Annotated in this window: 21 protein-coding genes; 13 read left to right on the top strand and 8 right to left on the bottom strand. The window is 38.2% G+C overall.

The annotated features are described in order from the left end of the window. Window positions 1-13: 13 nt before the first annotated feature. The 5 genes from BCF58_RS04130 to BCF58_RS04110 all read right to left on the bottom strand — a co-directional run bounded on the left by BCF58_RS04130 (window position 14) and on the right by BCF58_RS04110 (window position 7,772). Entirely contained in the window at window positions 14-754 is a 741-nt protein-coding gene (locus tag BCF58_RS04130; protein WP_121460517.1) for a hypothetical protein, read from the bottom strand. Window positions 755-932: 178 nt separating this feature from the next. Then, entirely contained in the window at window positions 933-1,850 is a 918-nt protein-coding gene (locus BCF58_RS04125; protein WP_121460516.1) for a T9SS-dependent choice-of-anchor J family protein, read from the bottom strand. A 61-nt stretch (window positions 1,851-1,911) separates the two neighbouring features. Further along, window positions 1,912-3,207 (bottom strand): hypothetical protein, encoded by a 1,296-nt coding sequence (locus tag BCF58_RS04120; RefSeq protein WP_121460515.1) that lies wholly within the window; start codon window positions 3,205-3,207, stop codon window positions 1,912-1,914. A 290-nt stretch (window positions 3,208-3,497) separates the two neighbouring features. Further along, window positions 3,498-6,785 (bottom strand): TonB-dependent receptor, encoded by a 3,288-nt coding sequence (locus BCF58_RS04115; RefSeq protein ID WP_121460514.1) that lies wholly within the window; start codon window positions 6,783-6,785, stop codon window positions 3,498-3,500. Window positions 6,786-6,833: 48 nt separating this feature from the next. Further along, window positions 6,834-7,772, bottom strand: coding sequence for a FecR family protein (locus BCF58_RS04110; RefSeq protein ID WP_121460513.1), 939 nt, complete (start codon window positions 7,770-7,772; stop codon window positions 6,834-6,836). 234 nt (window positions 7,773-8,006) lie between these two features. Here BCF58_RS04110 and BCF58_RS04105 point away from each other — a divergent pair, with 234 nt between their 5' ends. Together BCF58_RS04105 and BCF58_RS04100 are read left to right on the top strand one after the other, a co-directional pair. Continuing rightward, window positions 8,007-8,630: an RNA polymerase sigma factor gene (locus tag BCF58_RS04105; protein ID WP_121460512.1), complete on the top strand. Its 624-nt coding sequence runs from the start codon at window positions 8,007-8,009 to the stop codon at window positions 8,628-8,630. A 122-nt stretch (window positions 8,631-8,752) separates the two neighbouring features. Next, window positions 8,753-9,451, top strand: coding sequence for a DUF1826 domain-containing protein (locus tag BCF58_RS04100; RefSeq protein WP_121460511.1), 699 nt, complete (start codon window positions 8,753-8,755; stop codon window positions 9,449-9,451). 1 nt (window position 9,452) lies between these two features. Here the strand turns inward: BCF58_RS04100 and mnmE are convergent, their stop codons facing one another. Continuing rightward, window positions 9,453-10,838 (bottom strand): tRNA uridine-5-carboxymethylaminomethyl(34) synthesis GTPase MnmE, encoded by a 1,386-nt coding sequence (mnmE, locus tag BCF58_RS04095; RefSeq protein WP_121460510.1) that lies wholly within the window; start codon window positions 10,836-10,838, stop codon window positions 9,453-9,455. A 152-nt stretch (window positions 10,839-10,990) separates the two neighbouring features. On the opposite strand from mnmE, the gene BCF58_RS04090 reads away from it, so the two are divergent. Next, a complete protein-coding gene (locus tag BCF58_RS04090; protein WP_228434730.1) occupies window positions 10,991-11,425 on the top strand; it encodes a phage tail protein in 435 nt (144 codons plus the stop codon). Window positions 11,426-11,636: 211 nt separating this feature from the next. Here the strand turns inward: BCF58_RS04090 and BCF58_RS04085 are convergent, their stop codons facing one another. Beyond that, window positions 11,637-13,406, bottom strand: coding sequence for an aminopeptidase P family protein (locus tag BCF58_RS04085; protein WP_121460508.1), 1,770 nt, complete (start codon window positions 13,404-13,406; stop codon window positions 11,637-11,639). Window positions 13,407-13,578: 172 nt separating this feature from the next. On the opposite strand from BCF58_RS04085, the gene BCF58_RS04080 reads away from it, so the two are divergent. The 6 genes from BCF58_RS04080 (at window position 13,579) to BCF58_RS04050 (ending at window position 19,133) form a co-directional block, all read left to right on the top strand. Beyond that, window positions 13,579-14,016: a DUF6526 family protein gene (locus BCF58_RS04080; protein ID WP_121460507.1), complete on the top strand. Its 438-nt coding sequence runs from the start codon at window positions 13,579-13,581 to the stop codon at window positions 14,014-14,016. 201 nt (window positions 14,017-14,217) lie between these two features. Continuing rightward, a complete protein-coding gene (locus BCF58_RS04070; protein WP_121460505.1) occupies window positions 14,218-15,324 on the top strand; it encodes a DNA topoisomerase IB in 1,107 nt (368 codons plus the stop codon). A 160-nt stretch (window positions 15,325-15,484) separates the two neighbouring features. Beyond that, window positions 15,485-17,110, top strand: coding sequence for an L-glutamate gamma-semialdehyde dehydrogenase (gene pruA / locus BCF58_RS04065; RefSeq protein WP_121460504.1), 1,626 nt, complete (start codon window positions 15,485-15,487; stop codon window positions 17,108-17,110). A 168-nt stretch (window positions 17,111-17,278) separates the two neighbouring features. After that, window positions 17,279-17,488, top strand: coding sequence for a cytochrome C551 (locus BCF58_RS04060; RefSeq protein ID WP_228434729.1), 210 nt, complete (start codon window positions 17,279-17,281; stop codon window positions 17,486-17,488). A gap of 141 nt (window positions 17,489-17,629) precedes the next feature. Continuing rightward, a complete protein-coding gene (locus tag BCF58_RS04055) occupies window positions 17,630-17,842 on the top strand; it encodes a hypothetical protein (protein ID WP_121460502.1) in 213 nt (70 codons plus the stop codon). Window positions 17,843-17,972: 130 nt separating this feature from the next. Beyond that, window positions 17,973-19,133 (top strand): thioredoxin fold domain-containing protein, encoded by a 1,161-nt coding sequence (locus BCF58_RS04050; RefSeq protein WP_121460501.1) that lies wholly within the window; start codon window positions 17,973-17,975, stop codon window positions 19,131-19,133. A 124-nt stretch (window positions 19,134-19,257) separates the two neighbouring features. Here the strand turns inward: BCF58_RS04050 and BCF58_RS04045 are convergent, their stop codons facing one another. Then, window positions 19,258-20,280, bottom strand: coding sequence for a 3-oxoacyl-ACP synthase III family protein (locus BCF58_RS04045; protein WP_121460500.1), 1,023 nt, complete (start codon window positions 20,278-20,280; stop codon window positions 19,258-19,260). A gap of 72 nt (window positions 20,281-20,352) precedes the next feature. Between BCF58_RS04045 and BCF58_RS04040 the strand changes: the two genes are divergently transcribed. The 4 genes from BCF58_RS04040 to BCF58_RS04025 all read left to right on the top strand — a co-directional run bounded on the left by BCF58_RS04040 (window position 20,353) and on the right by BCF58_RS04025 (window position 24,019). Further along, a complete protein-coding gene (locus BCF58_RS04040) occupies window positions 20,353-21,252 on the top strand; it encodes a magnesium transporter CorA family protein (RefSeq protein WP_121460499.1) in 900 nt (299 codons plus the stop codon). 169 nt (window positions 21,253-21,421) lie between these two features. Then, entirely contained in the window at window positions 21,422-23,008 is a 1,587-nt protein-coding gene (locus tag BCF58_RS04035) for a patatin-like phospholipase family protein (RefSeq protein ID WP_121460498.1), read from the top strand. A gap of 39 nt (window positions 23,009-23,047) precedes the next feature. Next, complete coding sequence (locus tag BCF58_RS04030) at window positions 23,048-23,551, top strand: DUF2199 domain-containing protein (protein ID WP_121460497.1); 504 nt, start codon at window positions 23,048-23,050, stop codon at window positions 23,549-23,551. After that, the gene (locus tag BCF58_RS04025; protein ID WP_121460496.1) at window positions 23,552-24,019 is read left to right on the top strand and encodes a hypothetical protein; all 468 of its coding nucleotides are present in this window, start codon (window positions 23,552-23,554) and stop codon (window positions 24,017-24,019) included. It abuts the gene before it with no gap. Window positions 24,020-24,040: the final 21 nt, after the last annotated feature.

Raw genomic sequence — 24,040 nt, 5'->3', positions numbered from 1 at the left:
TTATGGTTCTTTTTTAGAGATAATCAGCAAAATCTATCTCGCCTTTTACGACGAGCTGTCCATTTTCCAGTTTTTCCTGAAGCACAATCATATTGGCTCCTATATCCTGTTTTATTTTCACTTTTATGAGATTGGGGCCTGAATAAGGTTCCAAAGTTCCGGGCTTATACAATTCCAAATATACCGGTGCGGTTGCACTGAAATAATTATATATTTTCACTGCCGTGAAATTGTCTTTCCCAATATTTTCAAACTCTGCCAATATTACCCCGTTTTCTCTTTTCAGAACTCCTTTAACGTTCTGTAATGTAGAGCCTGAATATTCGCCCAGGTTAGGAAAAATAAACTCAAAACCCACTTTCCCCAGGTTTACCTGAGGTTTTACGGCATAGGTTTGCAGGAAAATTCCGGGCAGGTTAAAAAAATAAAGGTTTTTATATTGATCTGTATTATCATAGTTGATTTTGTATCGGGCTATCTGAGCTCCTGTTTGATGATTGTAAATTTCCAGATCATCCGTTTCCCCTTCATCCACTACAAAACTGAGCTGGGTTTCTATTTTATCGGTATAGGAAGTGCTTCCGTTGATCGATACGGGTAACCCGTTAAGCCTGAGCTGAAGCACATCCGGCTTGGAGTATCCTTTAATGTTGACGGTAGCAGGTTTTTGTGCTTTGTCATACCGCTCCATAACAGTATTGTCTGCACAGGAAGATAAGGTTGCAAGTAGTATCAGTGCTATAAGCTTTTTCATGTATATTATTTAAAATTATAAAGTTTAATCTTAGAAATATTGCCCTGCCCTAAGGTGTGCAGGGCAATAGCTAATTATAAAAATTATATGGGATAGGTCTTTTTTAAACTTATTGTGAAAGTCTTTTCATCTTTATATTTTTATAAAATTCTTCATCAGATCTCCTTGCTGATCAAGATTATTTTTTAATAAATTTCAGTCTTTCTGTTATGCTGCCGTCAGATACTTCACCCATATAGGTTCCGGTTGGCAGCCCTCCAACATTCATAGTTTTTGAATACGGGGCGGCATAAACCTTTTGTCCCGCCATATTATAGATGATAACATCCGTTTTGTTTTCTTTCAGGTCAGGGTTAAGTTTCAGATTTAAAAATTCCGTTACCGGATTTTCTGTTATTTTAGTCAGGCTTTTAAGGGCTTTTACCTCGTTCGTTTTCAGAACGGAAGCGAAAATAGCCATTTCGTCGATGTTAATATTCTGAGAGTTGGAAGCTGCACCGGAGGTTATCCTGTTGGACCATAATCCGATATAAATCTTTTTCCCTGCAAATGCTGAAATATTAACCAAGGATTCTGCAAACTGGGTAAGGTCTGCAGGTAAATTGGCGGTTGTAGCACTGAATTTATACAATGCTCCACCTGCATTCTGTGCATCAGTGGCCAATTGTTGAAAATCGGAAAGCTCAGGAACCGGTTTCTGAGGCGTGCTTACAAAGATATAAACATCTCTGCTCACACTTGTGTGTGTAGACCTTTGCCTGCCGATGTATCCCGCCAGTGTAATTGTTCCGGACGCCCCCGTAAGGTCTATTTGTGGAGAAATAATCCAATCGTTTTCAGTGGCAAATCCTGTAGCATTTCCTGAAGGCACCAAATTGATAGAATACCGCAGGGTTCCTGAAGTACCGTATGCCAGGCTGGTTCCGTTATAATAGATATTCGAGCCTTGTACCCAGCCATTTCCATTGCTGTTCAGGTCATGAAAGGTCCATCCCTGCAAATCAGCAGCAGAATCAAAAGAATTGCTCCATACCAGACTTTGTGCAGAAGCTAAACCTGATACAAGTATAATAGTTGATAAAAGTATTTTTTTCATAATTTAATGATTTATTAAAAAGCAGGGAATAGCAATCACTGCTTTCCCTGCATTTAGTTTTTTATTCTACAACTGAGAAATCATATTTTGTCCATACACCCTGGAAGTTACCACAGTTTCTAGGAGATACATTCCAACCGCCTTCGTTGTAGAATGGCTGGCTCATCCCCCAAAGTGCTGCCGGTGATCCCGTTAACAGGTTAGCTGCAGGGATTCCTGCAGTTCCTGCACCTGTAACAGACGTTGTAAATCCGTGTACTTTGATTGAACTGTACGTAGAGGCTGAAGATAATTCAGAACCGGTACCTTCTACTTTAATTCCTACAGGATATCCCGTAACTACAGCATCATTCAATGTTAATCTTCCGTGTCTTCTGATGTGAATACCATTTTCATACAATGCACCTTGTGCACTGTTTTTAGCTCCGATGATGGTAAGATTATTAATTACCGGATGTGTAAGCAACGTAGTAGACGTTCCCCCTGCGTTGTTATCCAACTCGATACCGTTAGAATCCGGACTTCCACCGCTTACCGTATGTGCAGAATTATAATCGGCCAAAGAAAGTGCACAAGTAATAGTACCTGTATACCCGTTATCAAAATCGAAATTATCATCTTCTGCCGCGAAAGACACTAAGTTGGAAGCGTTCACAGTACCTCCGAAGAATTCGAAAGAATCATCCTGACCGTAAGATACCTGGATATGATCTAACGTAGTACCGTTTCCTACTCCAGCTAAAGTTAAAGCGTTAACCTCATTTCCTGAATTAGCCCCAACGAAATCATAACCAGCGAATTCGATACGAACGTATTTCATAGTCCCTGCATTGTGGCCGGAATTGGTTCCTCCAAAATAGAATTCAGGATTATTTGTAGGAAGACCTTCTACAGTAGTGGTTGTAGGAACGTTTGTAGGAGCATCTCCCAATAAAACCACCCCTCCGAAATCTCCCGGATTGGCAGTAGTATCTTCGTTACCATCCAATAATCTGTAGCTTGTAAAGATAATAGGCTGAGATTCTGTACCGGTAGCGTTGATTGAACCTGTTTTTGTGATAATTAAAACACCTCTTCCTTCTCCGGCAGTGTTTGGTTTAGCCTTGATAAATGTTCCAGGCTGAATAGTAAGCGTTGCACCGTTTTTCACCGCTATATTTCCGTCAAGTTCTATCACTCCACTCCAAGTAGTGTTTGTAGTAATATCACTATTAACGGTAGTTACAGGAAGTGCAGAAGCTGTAATATATTCTGCAGAAGCAGATTTCATATCAAATGAAGATGACCCCGCTAATGAATCATGTTGACAAGCAGTAAGCGATAATGCTGCAGCTGCGATCAGAGTTAGTTTTTTCATTGTTACAATTTTTTAGAATTACCCGGCTGTTTATGATTTTCGGCCGTTTTATTATTTAGAAATACCCTCCTCTGTATTTCTGCGATTTGGTTAATTTTTTTTACTCAGCAACGCGGGAGGAGCCTTATCGCCAAGTCTCCCTGTGGATTCTGTCAATACCTGGGAGCAGCTATTGACGCCGGTTTTTATTTGAATCTATACTGTTTTGCGCATCAGCAGTATTTTTTTGATCCGTTTTCAGGATACCGGAACCTGTGCATTACATTGAGCTCTTTTCTTCTGTTTTTTATTTAAAAAGTGTAATTCACACTTAATCCAAACATTCTTCCGCTGTACGCCCGGAATAAAATCTTATCAATATTTTTATCGTACTTATTGGTTGCCCCCGGTAAAAGCTCCCATAGTTCTCTTTCCGTTTGCGAAGCACCACCTTTCGAAACCGAATACGAGTTGTAGTTGTTATAATATTCCTTTACCCTATTAAACAGATTCCGGATATTGAACTTCACCTCCAGATTTTTATCTTTCAGGAACTTATACGCGATTTGCGCATCGGCTACGGCATATGGCCTTTGTATTTCTTCCCCGTTATAAGCATATCCCACGGTGATGTACTGATCCCCTTTTGCATTGTATAAAAAGCTTAGTCCTAAACGTTCTCCATCATACATTAATCCTAAGTTATAGGCATAAGGAGTTTGACCGTACAAGGGTCTTTCTACTTCGTAGGTGGGATCTTCATCAGTCGTTTTTGCCTTATCTTTAAAGGCTATCACTTTTGTATTATTATAGGTGAAGTTTCCGTTGATAAAGAGTTTTTCCAGAAAAGAATCTGTTGCAATGAAGCCCAGGTTTTTCCTAACCTCCAATTCAAATCCTTTTAATTTTGCATTTTTAGAATTTCCGTTATAGAGATGCAGGTTTCCTTCGTTGGAAATATTACCTTCCCTTTCAATAGGCCTGTCGATATCTTTATAGTACAGCCCTGCTGAAAATATCTCTCCCAATCCGGGAAACCATTCAAATTTGAAATCATAATTATCTACTATTGATGAGACCATTTCCGTATTATGAATCAATCCGTTAGCAATGGGATCGAAGTATGGCAACCCTGTTCTTTCATTAAACTGGGGCCGGATCGCCTGCCTGTTGTATGCTAACCTTACGTTAATTTTATTGGTCGGGCTATACGTAAAGTTGGCAGAAGGCATCCATTGCCATGGCTTATCTTCAACGGCTGTTTTGTATACATTTTGCGGATCACCAGGATCTAATTGCTGGGAAATGAGATTATATTTGAAATATTCAACACGGAGGCCCCAGACCAGCCTGAATTTATTTTTCCAACGGTTGTCAAACATTACATATATGGCATGCTGATCCACTTTTCCTTCATACTTTTCATTTTCATAGAGTGGCCTCGTTTCCCATCCTATTCCACCCGGCACATAATGAGATCCGTCAAACCACCCGGAAAGCGGACCATATAGAATCAGGTTATTACTTCCTGTCTTTTCATCCACTCTCAACAAAAATTTCTGCTGCTGGTTCGTATTGCTTTTTGAGGCTCCGGCATACCCTGTTTTGATATCATTTTTAAAACTGCCTGTATCGATACTCCATTTGAAGGAGGCCCCATAATTGTAATCGGTCTGCCTGTTTTCAATATACCCTCTCGCAAAATCACTGGAGGAATTATTGATTTGATGGTAGGTTAAGATCTCATTTCCAATAAAATCATAAAAAGTCTGATGCTGTGTATAGTCTTTGGTGTCAGATGATACACCTGTTCTGGCTGCAAACCAGTCGACCTCAAAATTTCCGATTTTATGGTTCCCTTCCAGCTTGTTCTGCAAAAGGGTCTGATAAATGGGATAATCTACGTTATCCGTATAAGGTTTGTCTAAGTATTTTATTTGTGCCGGATCGTTATTGGGAACGATTCCATGATAGAAATAGTTATATGATACTTCTGCATTACCCGGCAATCCGCTTCCGCCTGTATATTCATTCCAGCCTGTTACTCTCGTAAGTGTATTATCATAAATATGAGTATAGGAATTCCGGAATGAAAGTCTGCTTTTCCCCAATTGCAGTCCAAAGTTCACCATCCCGGCCACGGTTGAATTATAGGTGTAGGAAGCTCCCTTATTTTTGAAATTGTAAAACTTTACAGGAGCTTCCTGATAGTCTTCTTCCGAAGGGCTTGTGAGATATGTCGTATCGAGCCAGTTTCCCCGTCCTGTATGATCTATTTCCAGTTTATTTTGTTCGTTCCTTATTGTTAAAGCTGCCGCAAAGCCCCATTTATTATTGTTTTTAAACCGGAATGTCCTTCCTAATGCCAATTGCAGATTAGACCCCATATCGGCCTTAGTGGCATAATTGGTGAAATTATCATTGGTAAACTGTTTCGATTGTTCAAAAAACAGAGGATTGGTCCAGTTCATTGCCTTCAAACCCTTTGGAAAATCTCTCGTACCATCATCATATCCGAAATAATCATACTTTCCGCGTTGACGGGTTAAAAATTCCTTAAAAGTGGTTACATCATTATAAGACGCTCCTAATGTTACCGTTGTAAAGTTTTCATTGGGAATATCTTTCGTTTTTACTTCAACATACCCCCCTGCAAAACTGGCATTCATATCCGGAGTAGCTGTTTTACTTACAATGATACTTTCTACCATTGCCGTAGGAATAATGTCGAAGGAAAAATTCTGGTTGTACGCCTCTGTGCTCGGCAGGCTGATTCCATCCATTGCGGCAGTGTTCCAGCGCTCCCCCATAGACCGCACAACTACATATTTATTGTCGATTGTTGTGATTCCCGTTACTCTCTTCAACGTTCCGCCCACATCGCTATCCGGTGTTTTGGAAATCTGCTCGGCAGAGATCCCGTCACTCATTTGGGCAGCTTTTTTCTGTTGGGCTAATAAACCGGCCTGAGTATCTGCTTTACGGGTTCCTATAATTACAACCTCTTTAATATCTGCAATTTTATCCTGAGCAGTTTTCATGGCAAAGGAAACCGTATTGGTTTCGTTATTGGCGACCGATAATTTTTCTACCCGTAACGTGTTGTATTTGGAAGCTTTTATGATAAGAGTATATATTCCTGAAGGCAGGCTGACTACAAAATCACCATTGTTATCAGTGGTAATCGTTTGTTTTGCTATACTTATTTCAGCTCCCACTACCGGATCTCCCACTTCATCTACAATTTTTCCGGAAATTTTCCCGTTACCCGGTACCGAAACAGTTGAGCCGTCATATTTTATTGAAATAAGATCCCCACGCAGACGGAATACCACAGGGAGTCCGCTGGTGATATCTTTCAGGCAGCTGTTTACCGGGACATTTTCACATTTTACAGATTGAACTTTAAGTTGTTTAATATCGTTTTTTGAATATGCGAGCCGCATTCCTCTTTTTCCTGCAAATTCTTCCAGGACCTCAATTAACGGTTTGTTTGCAGGAGCTGAAAATGATACTTTTTGTACCAGTTCCTGCGCCTCAGCAGCGGTTACCGTAAAAAATATTGCCGCGACTGTAAGACCACATTTCAAGCTTTTCATATCTTCCCTTACTAATTGTTTGTTTTTTGAATAATTTTACGTTAATCGTTATTTTTTCAGTATATAGGTTTGATTTTCCTTTTGCACTTCCAGATCCAGTATAAATGCTAATGCTTCTATATTTTCATCGGCGCTTCCCCCTGTAAAGTCCGCTGTGATCTTTTTCTCAGCCGTTTCTTTCGGGTACAGGATTTTTATGCTATAATTCTTTTGGAGAACTTCGGCCACTTCCTTTAATGCTACGTCACTAAAGCTTAGAGACAGTAATGCAGACCTCTTTTTACCGGATTTTTTTTCCATAGTGAATGAGATGACAGCTGCAGTACGCGCCAATCCAAAGTTGGTCCAGGTCTGATTAGGCTTAAGGTAAGAAACAGGAACTCCCGTTGAGGATACCGCTACTTTACCTTCATAAAGATCAACTTCTTTATTCGTCCCTGACTGTGAGATTTTAAAAACGGTTCCCAGCACTTTGGTACTAAAACCTTCCGCCCGCACAACGAAAGGATGGGTTTTAGATTTAGCGACAGAAAAGACAGCATCCCCTTTTAAATCCACCAGCCTGGTTTCAGAAGGAAAAGATTTTTCCACTGTAAGCCTGGCTCCAGGCAATAATGTTATGACAGAACCATCCGCCAGATGTACCTTTCTGTTTCCTGAAGTTGCCACATAAATATCCGGCTTAAAAAAGGTATGATAGGTGAAGATGCTCCCTAGTGTTATCATCAACAGGATAACGGCCGCAATCTTATAAATGGTGAAGCCCGGATAACGGCTGCCTTGTACCGGTTGTGCAAAGTACGGCTCCAGAGCCAATAATACTCTTTCTTTGGATTCTTTCATATGCCCCTGATCCAGGTCTTTTTCTGCATGGATTTTCCATTGCTCCAATATCCGGTTTTCTTTTTCTGACATTTTCTCATTGGAAATTTCTCTCTGCCAAAGTTTGAAAACAAAAGCTTCCCTATTTTTGTATCTTATTTTCATGATTCGTTCACAAATACTACTACCTATAAGACTGTGAAAATGAAAAACTTCCCCGGGCCAGAATTAACATTCTATTAATACTGACCTATTTTTACCGCTATTTTCTATCATCCAGGATGACTTATTAACATTACCCAATCATTTTCATGAATATTTTTCAGAAATAATTAACCTTACCTTATTTAAAGTTCACAAAAAGTTAATTTTCGTTTAAGTAATTTTGCAGTACCAATCATGAATTATACAGATCACACATTATTGAAAAAAATAAAATCAGGGGACCGGCCTGCTTTTATGGTATTGTATGAGCGTTACTGGGACAGCCTTTACAGCTTTGTTTTTGTGAGAACCAAAGACAAAGAGGTTTCAGAGGAGCTGCTTCAGAATCTTTGGATAAAAATATTAGAGAATACGGACACCATACAGACGGATGAGTCGGAAAGCGCAAAAGGTTATCTGCTGCGCTATCTCCATTACCGGGTCATCGACTATTATAACAGCTATAAAAAGTTATCAGCCACGGTAAGCATAGATGAGTCTGATTTTCCTGAACTGGAAATAACCGATACCGAATACTTTGAAATTATTGAAAATAACGAGATATCCACTTTATTCGCCATGATCGATGAGGTAGTTTCCCAGCTTTCTCCCCTGGAGCAAAAAGTATATGATATGAGGATACGGAAAAATATGTCCGTTCATGAAACAGCAGAAGCTTTAGGCCTGAGCAATAAAACCGTAAGCAATAAGCTGAGCAAGGTTTTGGGTGAAATAAGGGATCAACTCAACCCGGAATACCAGTCTTCCAAGAAGATCATCTCTATATTAATACTTATGGAAATGATGACAAAATATTGATTATACTTGCGATACAGAATCTGAAAAAATTCAATGGTTTACTTCTATCCCTATTCTTCTAATTTCCCGAACTTATTCAGTATTTTTGCATAGAATTAACGAGTAAATATTTTACTCAACACATGAACTACCCATTTCCTCATACCAATCAGATCAAGATGGTTTCCAATTTTCCGGAATTGGTGACTACCCACTTTCAAGGGAATACGAATGCCCTGTGCTGGCACAGAAATATAGACGGGGATTTTAAAGAAATTGTACTTCAGCTCCAGTTAAAAGAAAACATCACGGAAGTTTCCATGGAAGACCTTCTGGCACTGAAATTATCAGAAAAAGGAAATACCGCCCGGGAAATTATCTTGAATGATTTACAATTATTAACTGATTTCGGGGCATCCCCTTCTCTCAACCTGCTTCAATGTTATGAACGAGACGATGAGTTCGATTTCATTTCAACCGATGTCTATTCCTACCATGTAGATCGCTCACCTATTGGCACTGATACTTTTTTATGTACTTACCATGGTGCTGCCAGTGACATCTTACCCAATGATCAGGCAATACAAAAGATTTTAATTCCTGAAATCCGGGAAAAGCTGAAAGAATTACACAACGGTCCGGAAGACGAATTTGAAACATTTTTGAAAGATAATTACTTTGATCTTCATTACCAAGCCAGGCCCAATGCCAAGCCTATTAATTTAGGACTGGGGCATCTTTGGAGATTGGCAGTGGATCATCCGGAACAAAAAGTTCCGCCTTGCGTACATCGGGCTCCGGTAGAGAAAGAGGGGGAATATAGGCTGTTGTTGATTTGTTAGGTTATTTCCCGATACAAAACTTAGAAAAAATATTCCCCAATACCTCATCATTAGTAACTTCCCCGGATATTTCCCCTAAATGTTCCAAAGCATTACGCAATTCATACGCCAATAGCTCCGTAGAGATCTGGAAAGTAATAGCCTCTTTTACCTTATGTACAGCATCCAGAGATTTTTGTAGGGCTTCAAAGTGACGCTGATTCGTAATGATCACATTACTTTCTTCGGATTTTAATTGTTCTACATAAGAAGACAGTTCATTTTTAAGATCCTGGATATTCTGGTTTTCAACGGCTGAAATCCTGATGAAATCGAAATCACTTTCGATCTCTTTCCGGAAGATATCTTCTACTGCTTCGTATTTTGGGGGAATAACCTCATCAATTTTGGTGGCGCAAATGATCAGTTTCAGATCATCGCGTAACAAAGAACGGATCATTTCAATATCTTCTGAGAAATCTTCTGTTCCCGCATCCGCCAAATACACCAGGACATTAGCATTTTCCACCTTTTCTTTGGCTTTTTTTACTCCAATGGCTTCAATTTCATCTTCTGTTTCACGCAATCCTGCCGTATCAATCAGCCGGAAAGCGTGCCCTTTGATATGAAGGACCTCTTCAATGGTGTCCCTGGTAGTTCCGGCAATATTGCTTACAATCGCTCTTTCCTCTTTCAGTAAAGCATTGAGTAACGTGGATTTTCCGGCATTCGGTTTTCCGATGATGGCAACAGCGGTCCCATTCTTAATGGCATTTCCGTACTGGAAGCTTTCAATTAATGAATTTAATTTCAATTCAATTGTATTCAACAGCTGGTTTAAAGCCGTTCTGTCCGCAAACTCCACATCTTCTTCAGCAAAATCAAGCTCCAGTTCGATCAGGGAAACGAAATTCAGCAAATCAGTTCTTAATAACGATATTTCATTGGTAATCCCACCTTTAAGCTGGTTGATCGCCACTTTCCGGGAAGCTTCATTTTCAGAGGCGATCACATCTGCAATGGCTTCAGCCTGAGAAAGATCAATTCTTCCGTTGATGAAAGCACGAAGCGTAAATTCTCCCGCTTTGGCCATTCTCGCTCCGTTTTTAATTAAGGTTTCAAGAATACGTTTTCCAATGTGTGGCGAACCGTGAAAAGCAATTTCCACCGAGTTTTCAGTCGTAAAACTTTTCGGGGCCAGGAAAATGGAAAGCATCACCTCATCAATCGCTTCCTCACCATCCATAAAATAGCCGTAATGAATGGTATGGGATTTTTGCTTTTTCAGCTGTTTGGCCGGAAAACTTTTCTGAACTATCGGTAAAGCGTCATTTCCGGAAACCCTGATGATCCCCAGAGCCCCTATTCCATTGGCTGTAGCCAGTGCGCAAATGGTATCGTTATTCATAATGCAAAGGTAAGTTTTTTAGAAGCAATTTTTATAGTGAAAAGTGATGCAGATTGTCTATGTGAAATTTATAAATTATGAATTTCAATTTTATTGATCAATCATTACTTATTTAAAATCAGTAACTTTAAACAAACTAAAAACTGTTAATCATGCCATCAAAAATTATCAACCGTTACCATTTTATTGTCGAATGGGGCGGAACCAGAATTGATTTCCTGGAAGTTTCCGGATTAGATATGCACATTGATGTTATTTCAGTAAGGGAGGGAAGCTCTAAGCTGGACTCCGAAATGAAAACACCGGGACTCTTAAAATTTTCCGATGTCATCTTAAAAAGAAATATTGTAAAAGGTGACAATGATTTTTTCAACTGGATCAGAACAAAATATTTCGGAACTGTGGAAAGACGGGATGTTATCATCAAATTGCTGGACGATCAGCATAATCCATTAATTGTCTGGAAACTTCAAAACTGTTTTCCTTCCCGATATATCGGTCCTGTATTGATCAGCAATGATTCTCAGGCTGCCACGGAAAGTCTTGTGCTTACCCACGAAGGAATGTCCATTGAAAACATAAAATAAAATCACCTCAGGAATGAGATGATTTTACCGCTTTTGAATTACTAAGTTATATGAAGTTATGAATGATGTTCTTTTGATATGACAAAGATAGATCCCGACTCGCTTCAATATCTCAGGGTAATCCCTAAAACCATATCCGTAAAAATACGGTAGTGCATAAAAAAGCCCTGTATCAGAAAATGTACAGGGCTTTACAATTATTTTTAAGTTATTAAAGCGGGCTTACCAACTCTAAGAACCAATCTTTAACTTCTCCTTCCAGATGAGGACCAATTTTTTCCTCACATGTTTTGTGATAAGCATTTAACCATTCAATTTCTTTTTCTGAAAGGATTTCTTTTACAATAGTATCCTTGAAGAACGGACAGAACGTTAACGTTTCGAATTCATAGAAAGTTCCGAATGCTGTTTTTTCAGATTCTTTTACCGCAATCAGGTTCTCATGACGGATTCCGTATTCACCTTCCACATAGAAGCCCGGTTCATTGGAACACACCATTCCCGGAAGCAATTCCTGAGGATTCATATCCTTTCTGATATTTTGAGGCCCCTCATGTACATTCATAAAGCTTCCCACACCATGTCCGGTTCCATGATTATAATCTTTCCCTTCCATCCAAAGAGGAAGCCTTGCAATAGCATCCAGCTGCACTCCCTTGGTTCCTTTCGGGAATTTCACCATGGACAGACGGATCATGCCCTGTAATACCAATGTAGAATTTCTTTTAAATTCTTCAGAAACGCTTCCTAAAGCAAATGTTCTGGTAATATCCGTAGTTCCTTCAAGATACTGCCCTCCTGAATCTACAAGGATACTTGCTTCATTGGTTACTTCTTTACTTCCTTCCCTTTTTGCAGAATAATGCATAATAGCACCGTTATCTTTATATCCTACAATACTTCCGAAGCTTTCCCCCACAAAATTTTCACCTTCTGCACGGAAACCTCTCAGCTTTTCACCGATAGAATATTCATTCATAGCTTCCTTCCCGGCATTATGCGTTAACCAATAAAGGAATTTCACCATCGCTACCCCGTCTCTTACCATTACCTTTCTGAAACCTTCCAGCTCTGTTTCATTTTTCTGGGCTTTCATCAGGTTTCCGGGAACTGCAGCTTTGATAAACTGATTATCGGATTTTAATGTTTCGAAAATTAACTGGTTACTGTTCGGGGAAACCAATATTTTTTCATTTTTGAAAGTTTTCAGGTGATTGAAAAATTCTTCATACGGCATCATTTTCACAAAAGAGCCATCCAGCTGCTTTCTTGCCGCCACTTCCAGTTTTTCAAGATCAGTGAATAAGATCGCATCATTTTTAGTAATGATGATATATCCTAAAAATACCGGATTACTTTCTACATCGCTCCCTCTCAAATTTAAGGTCCATGCTACATCATCAAGGCTGGATATGATATGGATGGTTGCCTCCTGGTCCTCCATTTTCTGGCGGATCGCTGCAATTTTATCATGCACGGATTTTCCTGCCCTTTCTACAGGGTGCACGAATATAGGATTTTTAGATGGTGTTCCCCTTTCCTTCCATACCTGTTTGAGAAGAGGAATATCTACCAGCGTTATATTTTTTGAATTTAATTTTTGTGAAAGCAATTCCCAGTTGGCATGGGAGGCTGCCAAAGCATTTACCGCTACTTTTCCTCCTGCCGGAATTTCAGAAATGATCCAGTCGATATAATTCGGAGTTCCTTCAATACCCTCTTTGAAAAGATCGATCCCGGAACCGTCCAATTCTATTGCCGCCTGAGTAAAGTACCGTCCATCTGTCCAAAGCCCCGCTTTATCCTGAGTGATTACCACAAAGCCTGCAGAGCCTAAAAATCCCGACAACCATGCTCTTTCCTGCCATTCTTCCGGCAAGTATTCGCTCATATGCGGATCGGCTGAATATACTATAAATGCATCAACATTATTTTTCTGCATTTCCTCACGAAGCGCAGCTACTTTTTCCTTTGAAGTCATTTTCTAATTTTTAAAACCGAAAGTTACAAAAAATTTGATGGCAAAACTTAAAGCCTGAATAAATGATAATTTTTTACGGCATATTCAATATACCTGTTGTTTTTTAACATAAAAACAATAATTATTATTAATAATATAACATTTTGGAAAGATTATTGCTATATCCTATTATATGAAAAAGCAGAATTATAAAAATCATAAGAAATATTATCCGCCACATCATTTTATTTTTCTTCCTTTATTGCTTTTGCTGGAAATTGCAGGTGTTTACAATATATGGTACGATCCTGAAAACAAACTGGTCTGGCTGTTATTTTCCCTTGTTATTTTCCTGCTTTTTTACCTTGCCATTATGGTCAGGCAACATTATGCATTGGGCATTCAGAACCGTATTGTAATTCTTGAATTCAGGCAACGGTATTTTGAAATATTTAATAAAGGGTCTGATGATGTTGTTGAAAAATTAAGTTTTGGTCAGATTGCCGCATTAAGATTTGCCTATGATGAAGAGTTTAAAGATCTTTTGTACAGAGCACTCCACGAAAACATTTCAGGAGACGACATTAAAAGATCCATTACAAACTGGAAGCCCGATCATCAAAGAGTATAATATTAATTACCAAATACAGATATCATGAAAAAATTAAGTTTTTACAGTTTTATCATATTTAGTTTATTATTATTAACAAGTTGTGAGGCAGTAGAGACCATTTTTGAGGCCGGAATGTGGTGGGGAATACTTTTAGTCTGTGCAGTTGTAGTTATTCTTTTACTAATCTTTTCGAAGGGTAGAAACTCTTAACCATTTCTTATGGAGAAGAATACAGAACTGGAACTCATTTCCCACCTAAAGCCTTCAAAAATCGTCAGAATTATGAATGATCCGGAAGCTTCTGCAAAGGCAGTACATCTTGTATATACTACCGATGCAGAAACCGCCGGAATCACAAGGAAGAAAACGGGGAAAAAATATTCCTATTATAAAGATGGGAAAAAGATTAAGGATAAGGATGAAATATCCAGAATCAATAAGCTGGTGATTCCTCCTGCCTGGGAAAATGTATGGATCTGTGCATTGGATAACGGCCACCTTCAGGCGACGGGTCTTGATGCCAAAAAAAGAAAGCAATACCGGTACCATCCTTTATGGAGCGCTTTAAGAAATCATACAAAGTTTTACAGAATGCTTCAATTTGGATATGTGCTCCCTCAAATGCGCTTACAGATCGAAAAAGATCTCGCATTGAGAAACTTTGAAAAAAGAAAAATACTGGCTCTTATTGTAAGCCTGATGCAGCGAACCAACATTCGTATCGGGAATAATGCCTATGAAAAATTATATGGTTCATTCGGGCTAACCACTCTTAAAGACAAGCATGTAAAAATCAACGGCCAAAAAATCACTTTTTCCTTTAAAGGAAAGAAAGGGGTCATGCATAATGTAGATTTAAGGAGCCGGAGATTGTCCAGGCTGGTACAAAAATGTAAAGATATCCCCGGTAAAGAGCTTTTCCAGTATTATGACGATGAAGGGAACCGTCATTCCATAGATTCCGGAGTGGTGAATGATTATATCAAAGAAATCAGCGGAGAAGATTTTACGGCTAAGGATTTCAGAACCTGGTCAGGAACAGTGAGTGCACTGATCGCATTCAAAGAAATAGGGTATGCGGAAAGCAATACCGAATACAAAAGGAAAGTAAAAGAAGCTTTGGAGATTGTAGCTTCTCATCTCGGCAACACTACCGCAGTCTGCAAAAAGTATTACGTGCATCCGCTGGTCATCAATCTTTATGAAAACAACACCATTAAAAAATACCTTGATGAGTTGGAAGAAATTGAGGTGAATGATGATAAAGCAGATCTTACACAGGAAGAAAAACTGGTACTCAAAATATTAGAAAATGAAAAGATGTAATGGTATTATTGTCAATAAGTGAATGGTCAATTTATTTCGTAGTCAATTTCTTATCCTATTTAAAATTTCACTATTCACTTACAAAGTAAAATTGACCATTGACATCAAATAAATGTTGTAAATTTGTATCATTCGCAAATTAAAAATAATACAACATAATATGTCAAAAGCAATTTCGCAAGTCCCATTTGCAGTAAACGAGCCAGTAAATTCTTATGCACCGGGTTCTCCGGAAGTTAAAAGCCTTATCGCTACCTACAAAAAAATGTGGGCGGAAAAGATAGAAATTCCTATGGTTATCAATGGAAAAGAAGTAAGAACGGATGATAAAGTCCAGCTTCAGTCTCCTCAGGATCATGCCCATGATTTCGGTTTTTATCATAAAGGTACGATGCAGCATGTGGATGACGCTATTAATGCAGCATTGGCCGCTAAAAAGGAATGGAATGAGCTGGGTTGGGAACAACGTGCTGCCATTTTCTTAAAGGCCGCTGATCTATTGGCTGGTCCTTACAGAGATGTAATCAATGCAGCTACTATGATCGGACAGTCTAAGAATGTACATCAGGCTGAAATTGATTCTGCCTGTGAATTCATAGATTTCTTACGATTCAATGTGGAATTCATGACCGAAATGTATTCTGAACAACCGGTTTCCGACAGCGGAATCTGGAATCGTGTAGAATACAGACCTCTTGAAGGGTTTTGCTTCGCAGTAACACCTTTCAACTTTACGGCTATTTCCGGTAACCTTCCTACCTGTATGGCCATGCTTGGAAACGTAGTGGTTTGGAAACCTTCTGACAAGCAGATTTATTCCGCTAAAGTAATTATGGATGTTTTAACGGAAGCAGGACTTCCTGCAGGAGTTATCAATATGATTTTCACAGACGGAAAAGAAACTGCTGAAAAAGTATTGGCGCATCCTGATTTTGCAGGTCTTCACTTCACAGGATCTACAAGAGTATTCCAGGGAATGTGGAAAATGATCGGTGACAATATTCATAACTACAGAACATATCCGAGAATTGTTGGGGAAACAGGAGGAAAAGACTTTGTGATTGCTCACCCTTCATCGAATGTTGAGGCAGTAGCTACTGCTTTGGTAAGAGGTGCTTTCGAATATCAGGGACAGAAATGTTCTGCAGCTTCCAGAGCTTATATTCCTAAATCTCTTTGGGCAGATGTGAAAAAGGTGATGGAAACTCAGGTTAATTCAATTAAGATCGGCTCTCCTGAAGATCCTTCCAATTTCATCAATGCTGTTATCGATAAGAATTCATTTGAAAAATGTAAAGGCTACATAGAGAGAGCTAATATATCCAGTGAAGCTAATGTAGTGATCGGTGGTAAGTGTGATGATTCTAAAGGATGGTTTGTACACCCGACTGTGATCGAAACTACCAACCCTCATTATGAAAGTATGGTGGAGGAAATTTTCGGTCCAATCCTGTCTGTATATGTATATGAAGATCAGGACTGGAAAGAAACATTAAAACTGGTAGATTCCACTTCTCCGTATTCATTGACGGGTTCTGTTTTTGCACAAGACCGTTATGCGATCAATGAAGCTTTTAAAGCGTTGGAGAATGCTTCAGGAAACTTCTACATCAATGACAAACCGACTGGTGCCGTTGTAGGACAGCAGCCTTTCGGTGGAGGCAGAGCTTCCGGAACCAATGATAAAGCAGGTTCTAAAATGAACTTACTGAGATGGACTTCCGTAAGAAGTATCAAAGAAACATTTGTTTCTCCTAAGGATTATAAATATCCGTATTTAGGATAATTAATAAACAATCAGTAATGAATACTATATATCCCGGATTCTTCCGGGATTTTTTATTAACAAACTTTACATCATTTTATTCTTTTTTAATACGCAGAAAGACTGGTTCGGAATAATTATTGGACTTTCCTTATCACACCAAACAAAATAGTTTATATGAAAAAGTTAATGTTAGCAGCCTTTGGGTTAGGATTACTCGCAGTAAGTTGTGGAACCAAAGAATCCTCTATGTCATCCAGTAGTACTGATTCGACAGCAGTAGATAATACAAGACAAAACGTATCGCCTACTACGACAGATACAGTGACTACAAAAATGACCAATCCTGACAGTATCAAGATTAAAATGGATTCGGCGGCCACAACACCTGTTAAATAAAATAACATTATGTTTAACGTAAAAATGGAAAATCCGTAGATGAAAGTGCTACGGATTTTTTATATCAATGAAGCATGGCAAAAGTAATATATTAAAACATTTTGTTATATTTGAGTACATACTCGCATTAAAATAATTACTATGAAAAAATTATGGATAGGAGCAATCTTAGGCTTACTTTTTTTAGGAAGCTGTGCTCAGAATAAAGAAAAAAGAGAAGAGTTTAAAGATGCTCATAACAAAGATTCTTTACGGAATCTCATGGGCGACACGGCGGTTGCCCATTCCGAGCCCGCTCCGATAACACCCTCAGATACGGCTACTATAAAAAATGATACTGTAAAAAAGAAATAAACCTTAATCCGCATTTTACTGCGGATTTTTTGTTGCTTTTCAAAAAAAACATTAAACCAGTAACTATTTTACTTACTGTACGACTTATGTGTTTACATAATTATTACATTTGTACGGATAAAAAGTTTTTATGAAAAAATTAGCCCTATTTTCTTCCTTGTTTATCGGAGCTTTTGCTTTTGCACAGGGAATTCAATTTGAAGACAGTAATTTCGCTACTATATTAGCCAAGGCGAAGAAAGAGAATAAACTTGTATTTATTGATGCTTATGCTTCATGGTGCGGACCATGTAAGCTGATGGTAAAAAATATTTTCCCGCTTAAATCTGTAGGCGATTATTATAACAGCCACTTCATCAATGCCAAAATTGACATGGAAAAAGGAGAAGGAATTGATATTGCCAAGAAATATAATGTAAAGGCCTTCCCTACCTACTTATTCATCAACGGAAACGGAGAAGAGGTACACAGAACATTAGGCTATGTGGAAGAAAATGATTTCATCCAGTTTGCAAAAGATGCGGAAGATCCGGATAAAACGCTTACTGCATTAAAACAGAAATTTGAAAAAGGAGAAAAAGATCCCGAGTTTTTAAAGAATCTTGCCGGGCTGACCATTTATAATGATACTGAATTTGCAGGCAGAGTGCTGGAGCGTTATTTCAAAACTAAAACAGAGATGAGCCAGGAAGACATTCAGATGCTTCTTTCTGCAACGCAAAGTACAGAAGGTCCGTTATATAAAATATTCCAGGAGAAGAAAGCCGATATCACTAAAATTTTACCGGCAGATAAATACGAGAAGTTTGATAAAAATATCAAGATCAATACGGTGATTAAGAAGTCATACAACGCCGATACCAAAACTTGGAATGACAATTATTTCATGACTGAATCCCAGAAATTTTTAGCAAAAGATGAAGCTGCTAAAATTTTAGCAAAAGTAAAATCAAACAGAGCTTTAAAGGAAAAAGATTTTGAAACGTATAAAAAACAAACATTACATGTCTATAAAGATTATTCCAATGCAAGTTCTGAAGAATTAAATTCAGCAGCGTGGAATTTCTTTGAAAATGTTAATGACAAAGCTTCTTTGGAGAAAGCATTATTATGGGCTCAGGAATCTGTAAAGAAAGATCAGAATTATGCCAATACAGATACTTTAGCTAATCTTTACAACAAGATTGGTGATAAAAAGAATGCTAAACTTTGGGCGGAAAAGTCTATTGAGCTGGCTAAAAGTACAGGACAGGACTATTCAGACACTGAAAAGTTATTGAAATCACTTTAATTCAAATACCAATCGCCGGTTTCCAACTGGCGTTTTTTTTACTTTGTGATAAGGCTGAAAAATAAAAAGTCCGCAGGAATTCTGCGGACTTTTTTATCTGATAGTAAATTTACTTCGTCTTTTTTTAGTATTCAAACAATACACTCCCCCATGTAAACCCGCTTCCAAAAGCTGAAAGAAGAACAAGATCTCCTCTTTTCACTTTTCCTTCCTCAATGGCTTCGCTTAATGCAATCGGAATGGAAGCTGCCGTTGTATTTCCATACTTCTGGATATTGTTGTGGATTTTTTCATCCGGCAATCCGAATTTCTGCTGTACAAACTGGGCAATTCTTAAGTTTGCCTGGTGCGGAATAAACATATCCAGATCTTCAACTGTTTTACCTGCTTTTTCAAGAGCTTCCTGCATGGTTTCAGGGAATCTTGTTACCGCATGTTTGAAGACAAAATTTCCGTTCATGATAGGATATACTTCCTTATTCGTTACATTTTCAGGCTCTTTTCGCATTCTGTCGCTCCATCCGAATTTTGAACCCGGGAACTGTGTACACAACTCATCCGCATATTTTCCTTCGGAATGCATATTCACCGCCAAAATATCACCTGCATTTTCATCTTCCGTAGCAGAAAGTACAATGGCTCCCGCCCCGTCACCGAAAATAACGGAAACACCTCTTCCCTCATCGGAAAAATCCAAGCCGAAAGAATGGACCTCCGCTCCTACGACCAAAATATTTTTATACGTCCCTGATTTGATAAAAGCGTTGGCAACACTCATGGCATAAACAAACCCCGAGCACTGGTTTCTTACATCCAGAGCTCCAATGGTATCGCAGCCCAACAAGTCCTGAAGCAAAACGCCGCAACCCGGAAAGTAATAATCCGAAGAAAGAGTGGCAAAAATAATATAATCAATATCCTTAGCTGTTAAACCCGCTTTTTCAAGTGCTTTTTCCGAAGCTTTAAATCCTAGATACGCTGTCGTTTCCTCGGAATCATTTCTATTTTTTCTATGTCTTCTTTCCTTAATTCCTGTTCTTTCGGTGATCCATTCATCATTTGTGGTCATTAATTTTGCTAGATCATCATTCGTTACAACATTATCCGGAACATAAAATCCGATCCCTTTTATTGTACTTTTAATCATATAGTTTTTTAATTTTGGCAAAGATAAACTTATTTAACACATACTATTTCAAAATATTAGTATTTTTACTCTATGCCAATTAATACGATATACAGAGATTCCCAATGTGAATGGGTAGACGTGGAGGCTCCTACGGTGGAAGACCTGAAATTTCTTCATGAAAGATATGAGATCAACAATCTTCTTCTTGAAGACACACTGGACCCTAATCACCTGCCTAAATATGAAGAGGACGGGAATGTGAAATTTTTCCTGTTGCGTGAAAGCACGGAGCTTGAAAGAAAAAACCTCAATACCATTAGCGATATCAGCACCAAAATCGGTATTTTCCTTTTGAATCATACGATCATCACGATTCACAGAATGAAAACCAAAAGTATCACCGAAACCAAAAAACAGCTTTCCGGAACCGATATGGAAGCCTCATCGGAAAAAGTGGCCTTAATGATTGCTTTACTGGTGATGAAGAGTTTTGACGATGAATCGGTGAGCCTGATGGAAACCATGGATAATATCGAAAATGAAATTTTCCTGAAAAACACCAATCACACCAGTCAGATCAGACGTTTATATAAGCTGAAAAGAAAATCCGGACTGAATTCGAGGGTTCTTACTATTTCCACAGATGCTATTGATAAGTTTAAACTTCTTGGATTGCAAGATTCTGAAGTATTCGATTTAAAGGATAAGCATAAAGATGTTGTTGCCGATTTTGATCATTTGAATCTGCAAATCACCAACCTTATATCCATGTTTTTGGCATTGTCCGACCAAAAAGCCAACCAGGTAATGAAAGTCCTGGCGATTTATTCCGTTTACTTTTTACCTATAACCTTCATTGCAGGGCTTTACGGGATGAATTTTGACAATATGCCTGAACTTCATCATAAAAACGGGTATTTTTTCACTTTAGGCTTAATGGCGCTCATCGTGATCATCACTTTTATTTATGCAAGAAGAAAACAATGGTGATTTTACTTATTCATTAGGGTGAAAATACCTATGCTTTGAAAATAATTTACATTTAATTTTATAATATAAAACGAATCATCAAATCGCAGTAAATATATTATGTTAAATAAAAAAATTAAGTGATAGCATGGTATAATTTATTGTAAGCCAACCAAACACCCTATTACCTATGAAAACCGATGCATTAAATACCGTTCTCGAAGAGAAATTTCTCTCTAAGGCATCTAAAGATAAGCTCACTGCCCTGCATGAGAATATTTCATCCAAAGAGTTTTCGGACCTGCTGGATGCGGAAGGCAATCAATATGTAGAGTTTGTCCAGGAAGGAGGCGGAGTCTGGGGAAGTGCTCTTGTTGGTTATCTTTACGGGCTGGAAATTTTCGGAATCCGTTTTCTGAAAGTGGCGGGAACCAGTGCAGGAGCCATTAATACCATGCTTATTGCCGCCTGCCGTACGAAGGAAGAAGCGAAAAGCGATGTGATCAAGGATATTCTCTTCAACTGGGATTTTTCAGATTTCATGGATGGAAAACCCTATGTAAAGACCTTTATTCATGCGATGTTGAACAACAGGAATTTCCTGAAGGTCAATGCCATAATTGCGGCTGTCATCATGATTATTCTTATTATTATTCCTTTTGTGATGCCTTCTGAAACTTCATTACGAACAAAATTACTGTTCCTCATTCCTTTAATCCCCGTATTTATTGCTTTTCTGTGTGCCAAAAAGTTTTACAATGATTTTAAAAAACAGAATAGCGGTTTGAATCCGGGAAATGCATTTCTAAACCAGATGACGGATGTGATGAAAGGTTTCGGCATAAAAACCGTTGCAGAACTGAATGAAAGGTTTATCCAACAGGAACAGAAGCTGAATCTTAATTACCGCTACGGAAACGGAATGGAATATTATGCTATTGCCCTGAACAGTATTGAAGAGATCAAAGTGAATAATCTGGAACATATCGACCAGACCCGGTACAGGATTTTTTATGAAAGTGCCTTAAACAACGACTACTACAAAAACAATCCTTTCTATCAGCTAAAATCAGAATATATTGTCATTACTACAGATATCAATGCCAAGATAAAAGTGGAATTGCCAACCATGGCCAATTTGTACTGGTCCGAGGAAGAACTGAAAAAAATAAGTCCTGCAGAATTTGTAAGAGCCTCCATGTCCGTCCCTTTTTTCTTCGAACCGTTTCAGAAGATGATCGACAAAACGGATGATTCAGTGAAATACGCATGGAAATTCTGGATGAATACAAAGCCGGAAGAGATCAATCCCGTAGGTGTATTTATTGATGGCGGAAGTATTTCCAACTTTCCGATTGACCTTTTCCATTCCAGCGACATTTTTTTCCCAAGGATGCCTTTATTCGGTGTACAGCTGACCAGTGATTCCGATATTCTTTCCGAAAAGGGAAAAACCAGTGAAGAGCTTCTGAAAACACCGCTCTCTTTTGCCGGAAATATCATCGGAACATTGAAAGGTTTTAATGACAAAACTTTTCTTACCAAACATACATTTTATCACTTGTTCAGCATTCAAACAGTGAACTGCGGAATGAGCAACTGGCTCAATTTCTTTATGAAAAAGGACGAAAAAGAAGAGCTTTTCAACCGTGGCTTCCAGGCTGCTCTTGATTTCCTTAATAATTTCGACTGGGAACGCTACAAATGCGAAAGAATGATGCTTTCCATGAAGGAGAAAAAGATTTTGAAAGAGGAAGATACAAAGACGGTGGGATAAAGAATTTTGAGTATTTTAGAGTAATTTTAAAACTCAAATATGAAATTTACCTGTAAATGTTGTGGAAAAGAACATGATGAATGGCCCGCAATTGCCTACTCTTCACCTTCTCCTTATCTGGACTTAACGGAAGAGGAACTAGAGTATTCAGAACTTACTTCAGATTTCTGTATCATTGAATATCCTGAACAAACTGATCGGTTCATACGCGTAGTTTTTGTTCAGAAAGTTATAGATAGCTGTCAGGATCTTGATTATGGTGTATGGGTTACATTGAGTGAAAAGAGCTTTGATGAATTTGTTGAAAACTATAACAATAAAGAATTTGAAGCTACTTATTTTGGTTGGTTTTCCAATTATTTACCAGATTATGAATTTACTGTAAATATTCCTGCAACAGTTGAAGTAAACAATACCATTGGACGACCTCTGATCTATCCACATCGAGATTACGAACATCAACTCGTACATGACTTTTACAATGGAATTACAAAAGAAGAAGCAGAAAAAAGGATAAATACTGCCTTAAAAAATAGTGATTAAATGAACTGGATAATAAGAAGTACAAAAATTGTAAAATTGCATACTAATTTAAATGAAATTCTAAGACCAGTTTGGGAGGATCTCAAAGAGTATGACTGGATATTAACTGACCTTGATTTTATTAGTGATGATACAATTCCAATTCATTTTGATCAAGATACTTTTATACTAAACACAAAACAGTTTGAAATACTTTTTAATTCCCGGACTCAAATTATATGGGGAATTATTTCGGCGGTTCCTAAAAATACTGAACTGAATTTAAACTTAATTTCAAAATTATCCGCCGAAGATATGGCTGTTTGGGAAAACGATAAATTTTTGATTGAAAAATCTTATCTGGAAATTATTGCTTTTGACAGCAGTTATACCATTATAAAGTTTACAGATGGAAAATTATCTTCTAAATTCAAAGAATATTTCAAGGATCAAGCACTTGAACTAGAAAAATATATTTCAAAAAACTAAACTCCAAATTTCGCCACTAAA

Source organism: Chryseobacterium defluvii (genome assembly GCF_003634775.1).
Classification (GTDB): Bacteria; Bacteroidota; Bacteroidia; order Flavobacteriales; family Weeksellaceae; genus Chryseobacterium; species Chryseobacterium defluvii.
Note: the sequence above shows the minus strand (reverse complement) of the source record. Positions and strands in the feature narration are given on the sequence as shown.

Excerpts from the sequence above, each read along its gene's own strand:
- BCF58_RS04055 (WP_121460502.1), top strand. The coding sequence starts at position 17,630 with ATGAAAAAATTATGGATAGGAGCAATCTTAGGCTTACTTTTTTTAGGA.
- BCF58_RS04090 (WP_228434730.1), top strand. The coding sequence starts at position 10,991 with ATGCCATCAAAAATTATCAACCGTTACCATTTTATTGTCGAATGGGGC.
- BCF58_RS04025 (WP_121460496.1), top strand. The coding sequence starts at position 23,552 with ATGAACTGGATAATAAGAAGTACAAAAATTGTAAAATTGCATACTAAT.
- BCF58_RS04110 (WP_121460513.1), bottom strand. The coding sequence starts at position 7,772 with ATGAAAATAAGATACAAAAATAGGGAAGCTTTTGTTTTCAAACTTTGG.
- pruA (WP_121460504.1), top strand. The coding sequence starts at position 15,485 with ATGTCAAAAGCAATTTCGCAAGTCCCATTTGCAGTAAACGAGCCAGTA.
- BCF58_RS04125 (WP_121460516.1), bottom strand. The coding sequence starts at position 1,850 with ATGAAAAAAATACTTTTATCAACTATTATACTTGTATCAGGTTTAGCT.
- BCF58_RS04080 (WP_121460507.1), top strand. The coding sequence starts at position 13,579 with ATGAAAAAGCAGAATTATAAAAATCATAAGAAATATTATCCGCCACAT.
- BCF58_RS04115 (WP_121460514.1), bottom strand. The coding sequence starts at position 6,785 with ATGAAAAGCTTGAAATGTGGTCTTACAGTCGCGGCAATATTTTTTACG.
- BCF58_RS04120 (WP_121460515.1), bottom strand. The coding sequence starts at position 3,207 with ATGAAAAAACTAACTCTGATCGCAGCTGCAGCATTATCGCTTACTGCT.
- mnmE (WP_121460510.1), bottom strand. The coding sequence starts at position 10,838 with ATGAATAACGATACCATTTGCGCACTGGCTACAGCCAATGGAATAGGG.
- BCF58_RS04130 (WP_121460517.1), bottom strand. The coding sequence starts at position 754 with ATGAAAAAGCTTATAGCACTGATACTACTTGCAACCTTATCTTCCTGT.
- BCF58_RS04100 (WP_121460511.1), top strand. The coding sequence starts at position 8,753 with ATGAACTACCCATTTCCTCATACCAATCAGATCAAGATGGTTTCCAAT.
- BCF58_RS04105 (WP_121460512.1), top strand. The coding sequence starts at position 8,007 with ATGAATTATACAGATCACACATTATTGAAAAAAATAAAATCAGGGGAC.
- BCF58_RS04060 (WP_228434729.1), top strand. The coding sequence starts at position 17,279 with ATGTTAGCAGCCTTTGGGTTAGGATTACTCGCAGTAAGTTGTGGAACC.
- BCF58_RS04085 (WP_121460508.1), bottom strand. The coding sequence starts at position 13,406 with ATGACTTCAAAGGAAAAAGTAGCTGCGCTTCGTGAGGAAATGCAGAAA.
- BCF58_RS04040 (WP_121460499.1), top strand. The coding sequence starts at position 20,353 with ATGCCAATTAATACGATATACAGAGATTCCCAATGTGAATGGGTAGAC.
- BCF58_RS04035 (WP_121460498.1), top strand. The coding sequence starts at position 21,422 with ATGAAAACCGATGCATTAAATACCGTTCTCGAAGAGAAATTTCTCTCT.
- BCF58_RS04070 (WP_121460505.1), top strand. The coding sequence starts at position 14,218 with ATGGAGAAGAATACAGAACTGGAACTCATTTCCCACCTAAAGCCTTCA.
- BCF58_RS04030 (WP_121460497.1), top strand. The coding sequence starts at position 23,048 with ATGAAATTTACCTGTAAATGTTGTGGAAAAGAACATGATGAATGGCCC.
- BCF58_RS04050 (WP_121460501.1), top strand. The coding sequence starts at position 17,973 with ATGAAAAAATTAGCCCTATTTTCTTCCTTGTTTATCGGAGCTTTTGCT.
- BCF58_RS04045 (WP_121460500.1), bottom strand. The coding sequence starts at position 20,280 with ATGATTAAAAGTACAATAAAAGGGATCGGATTTTATGTTCCGGATAAT.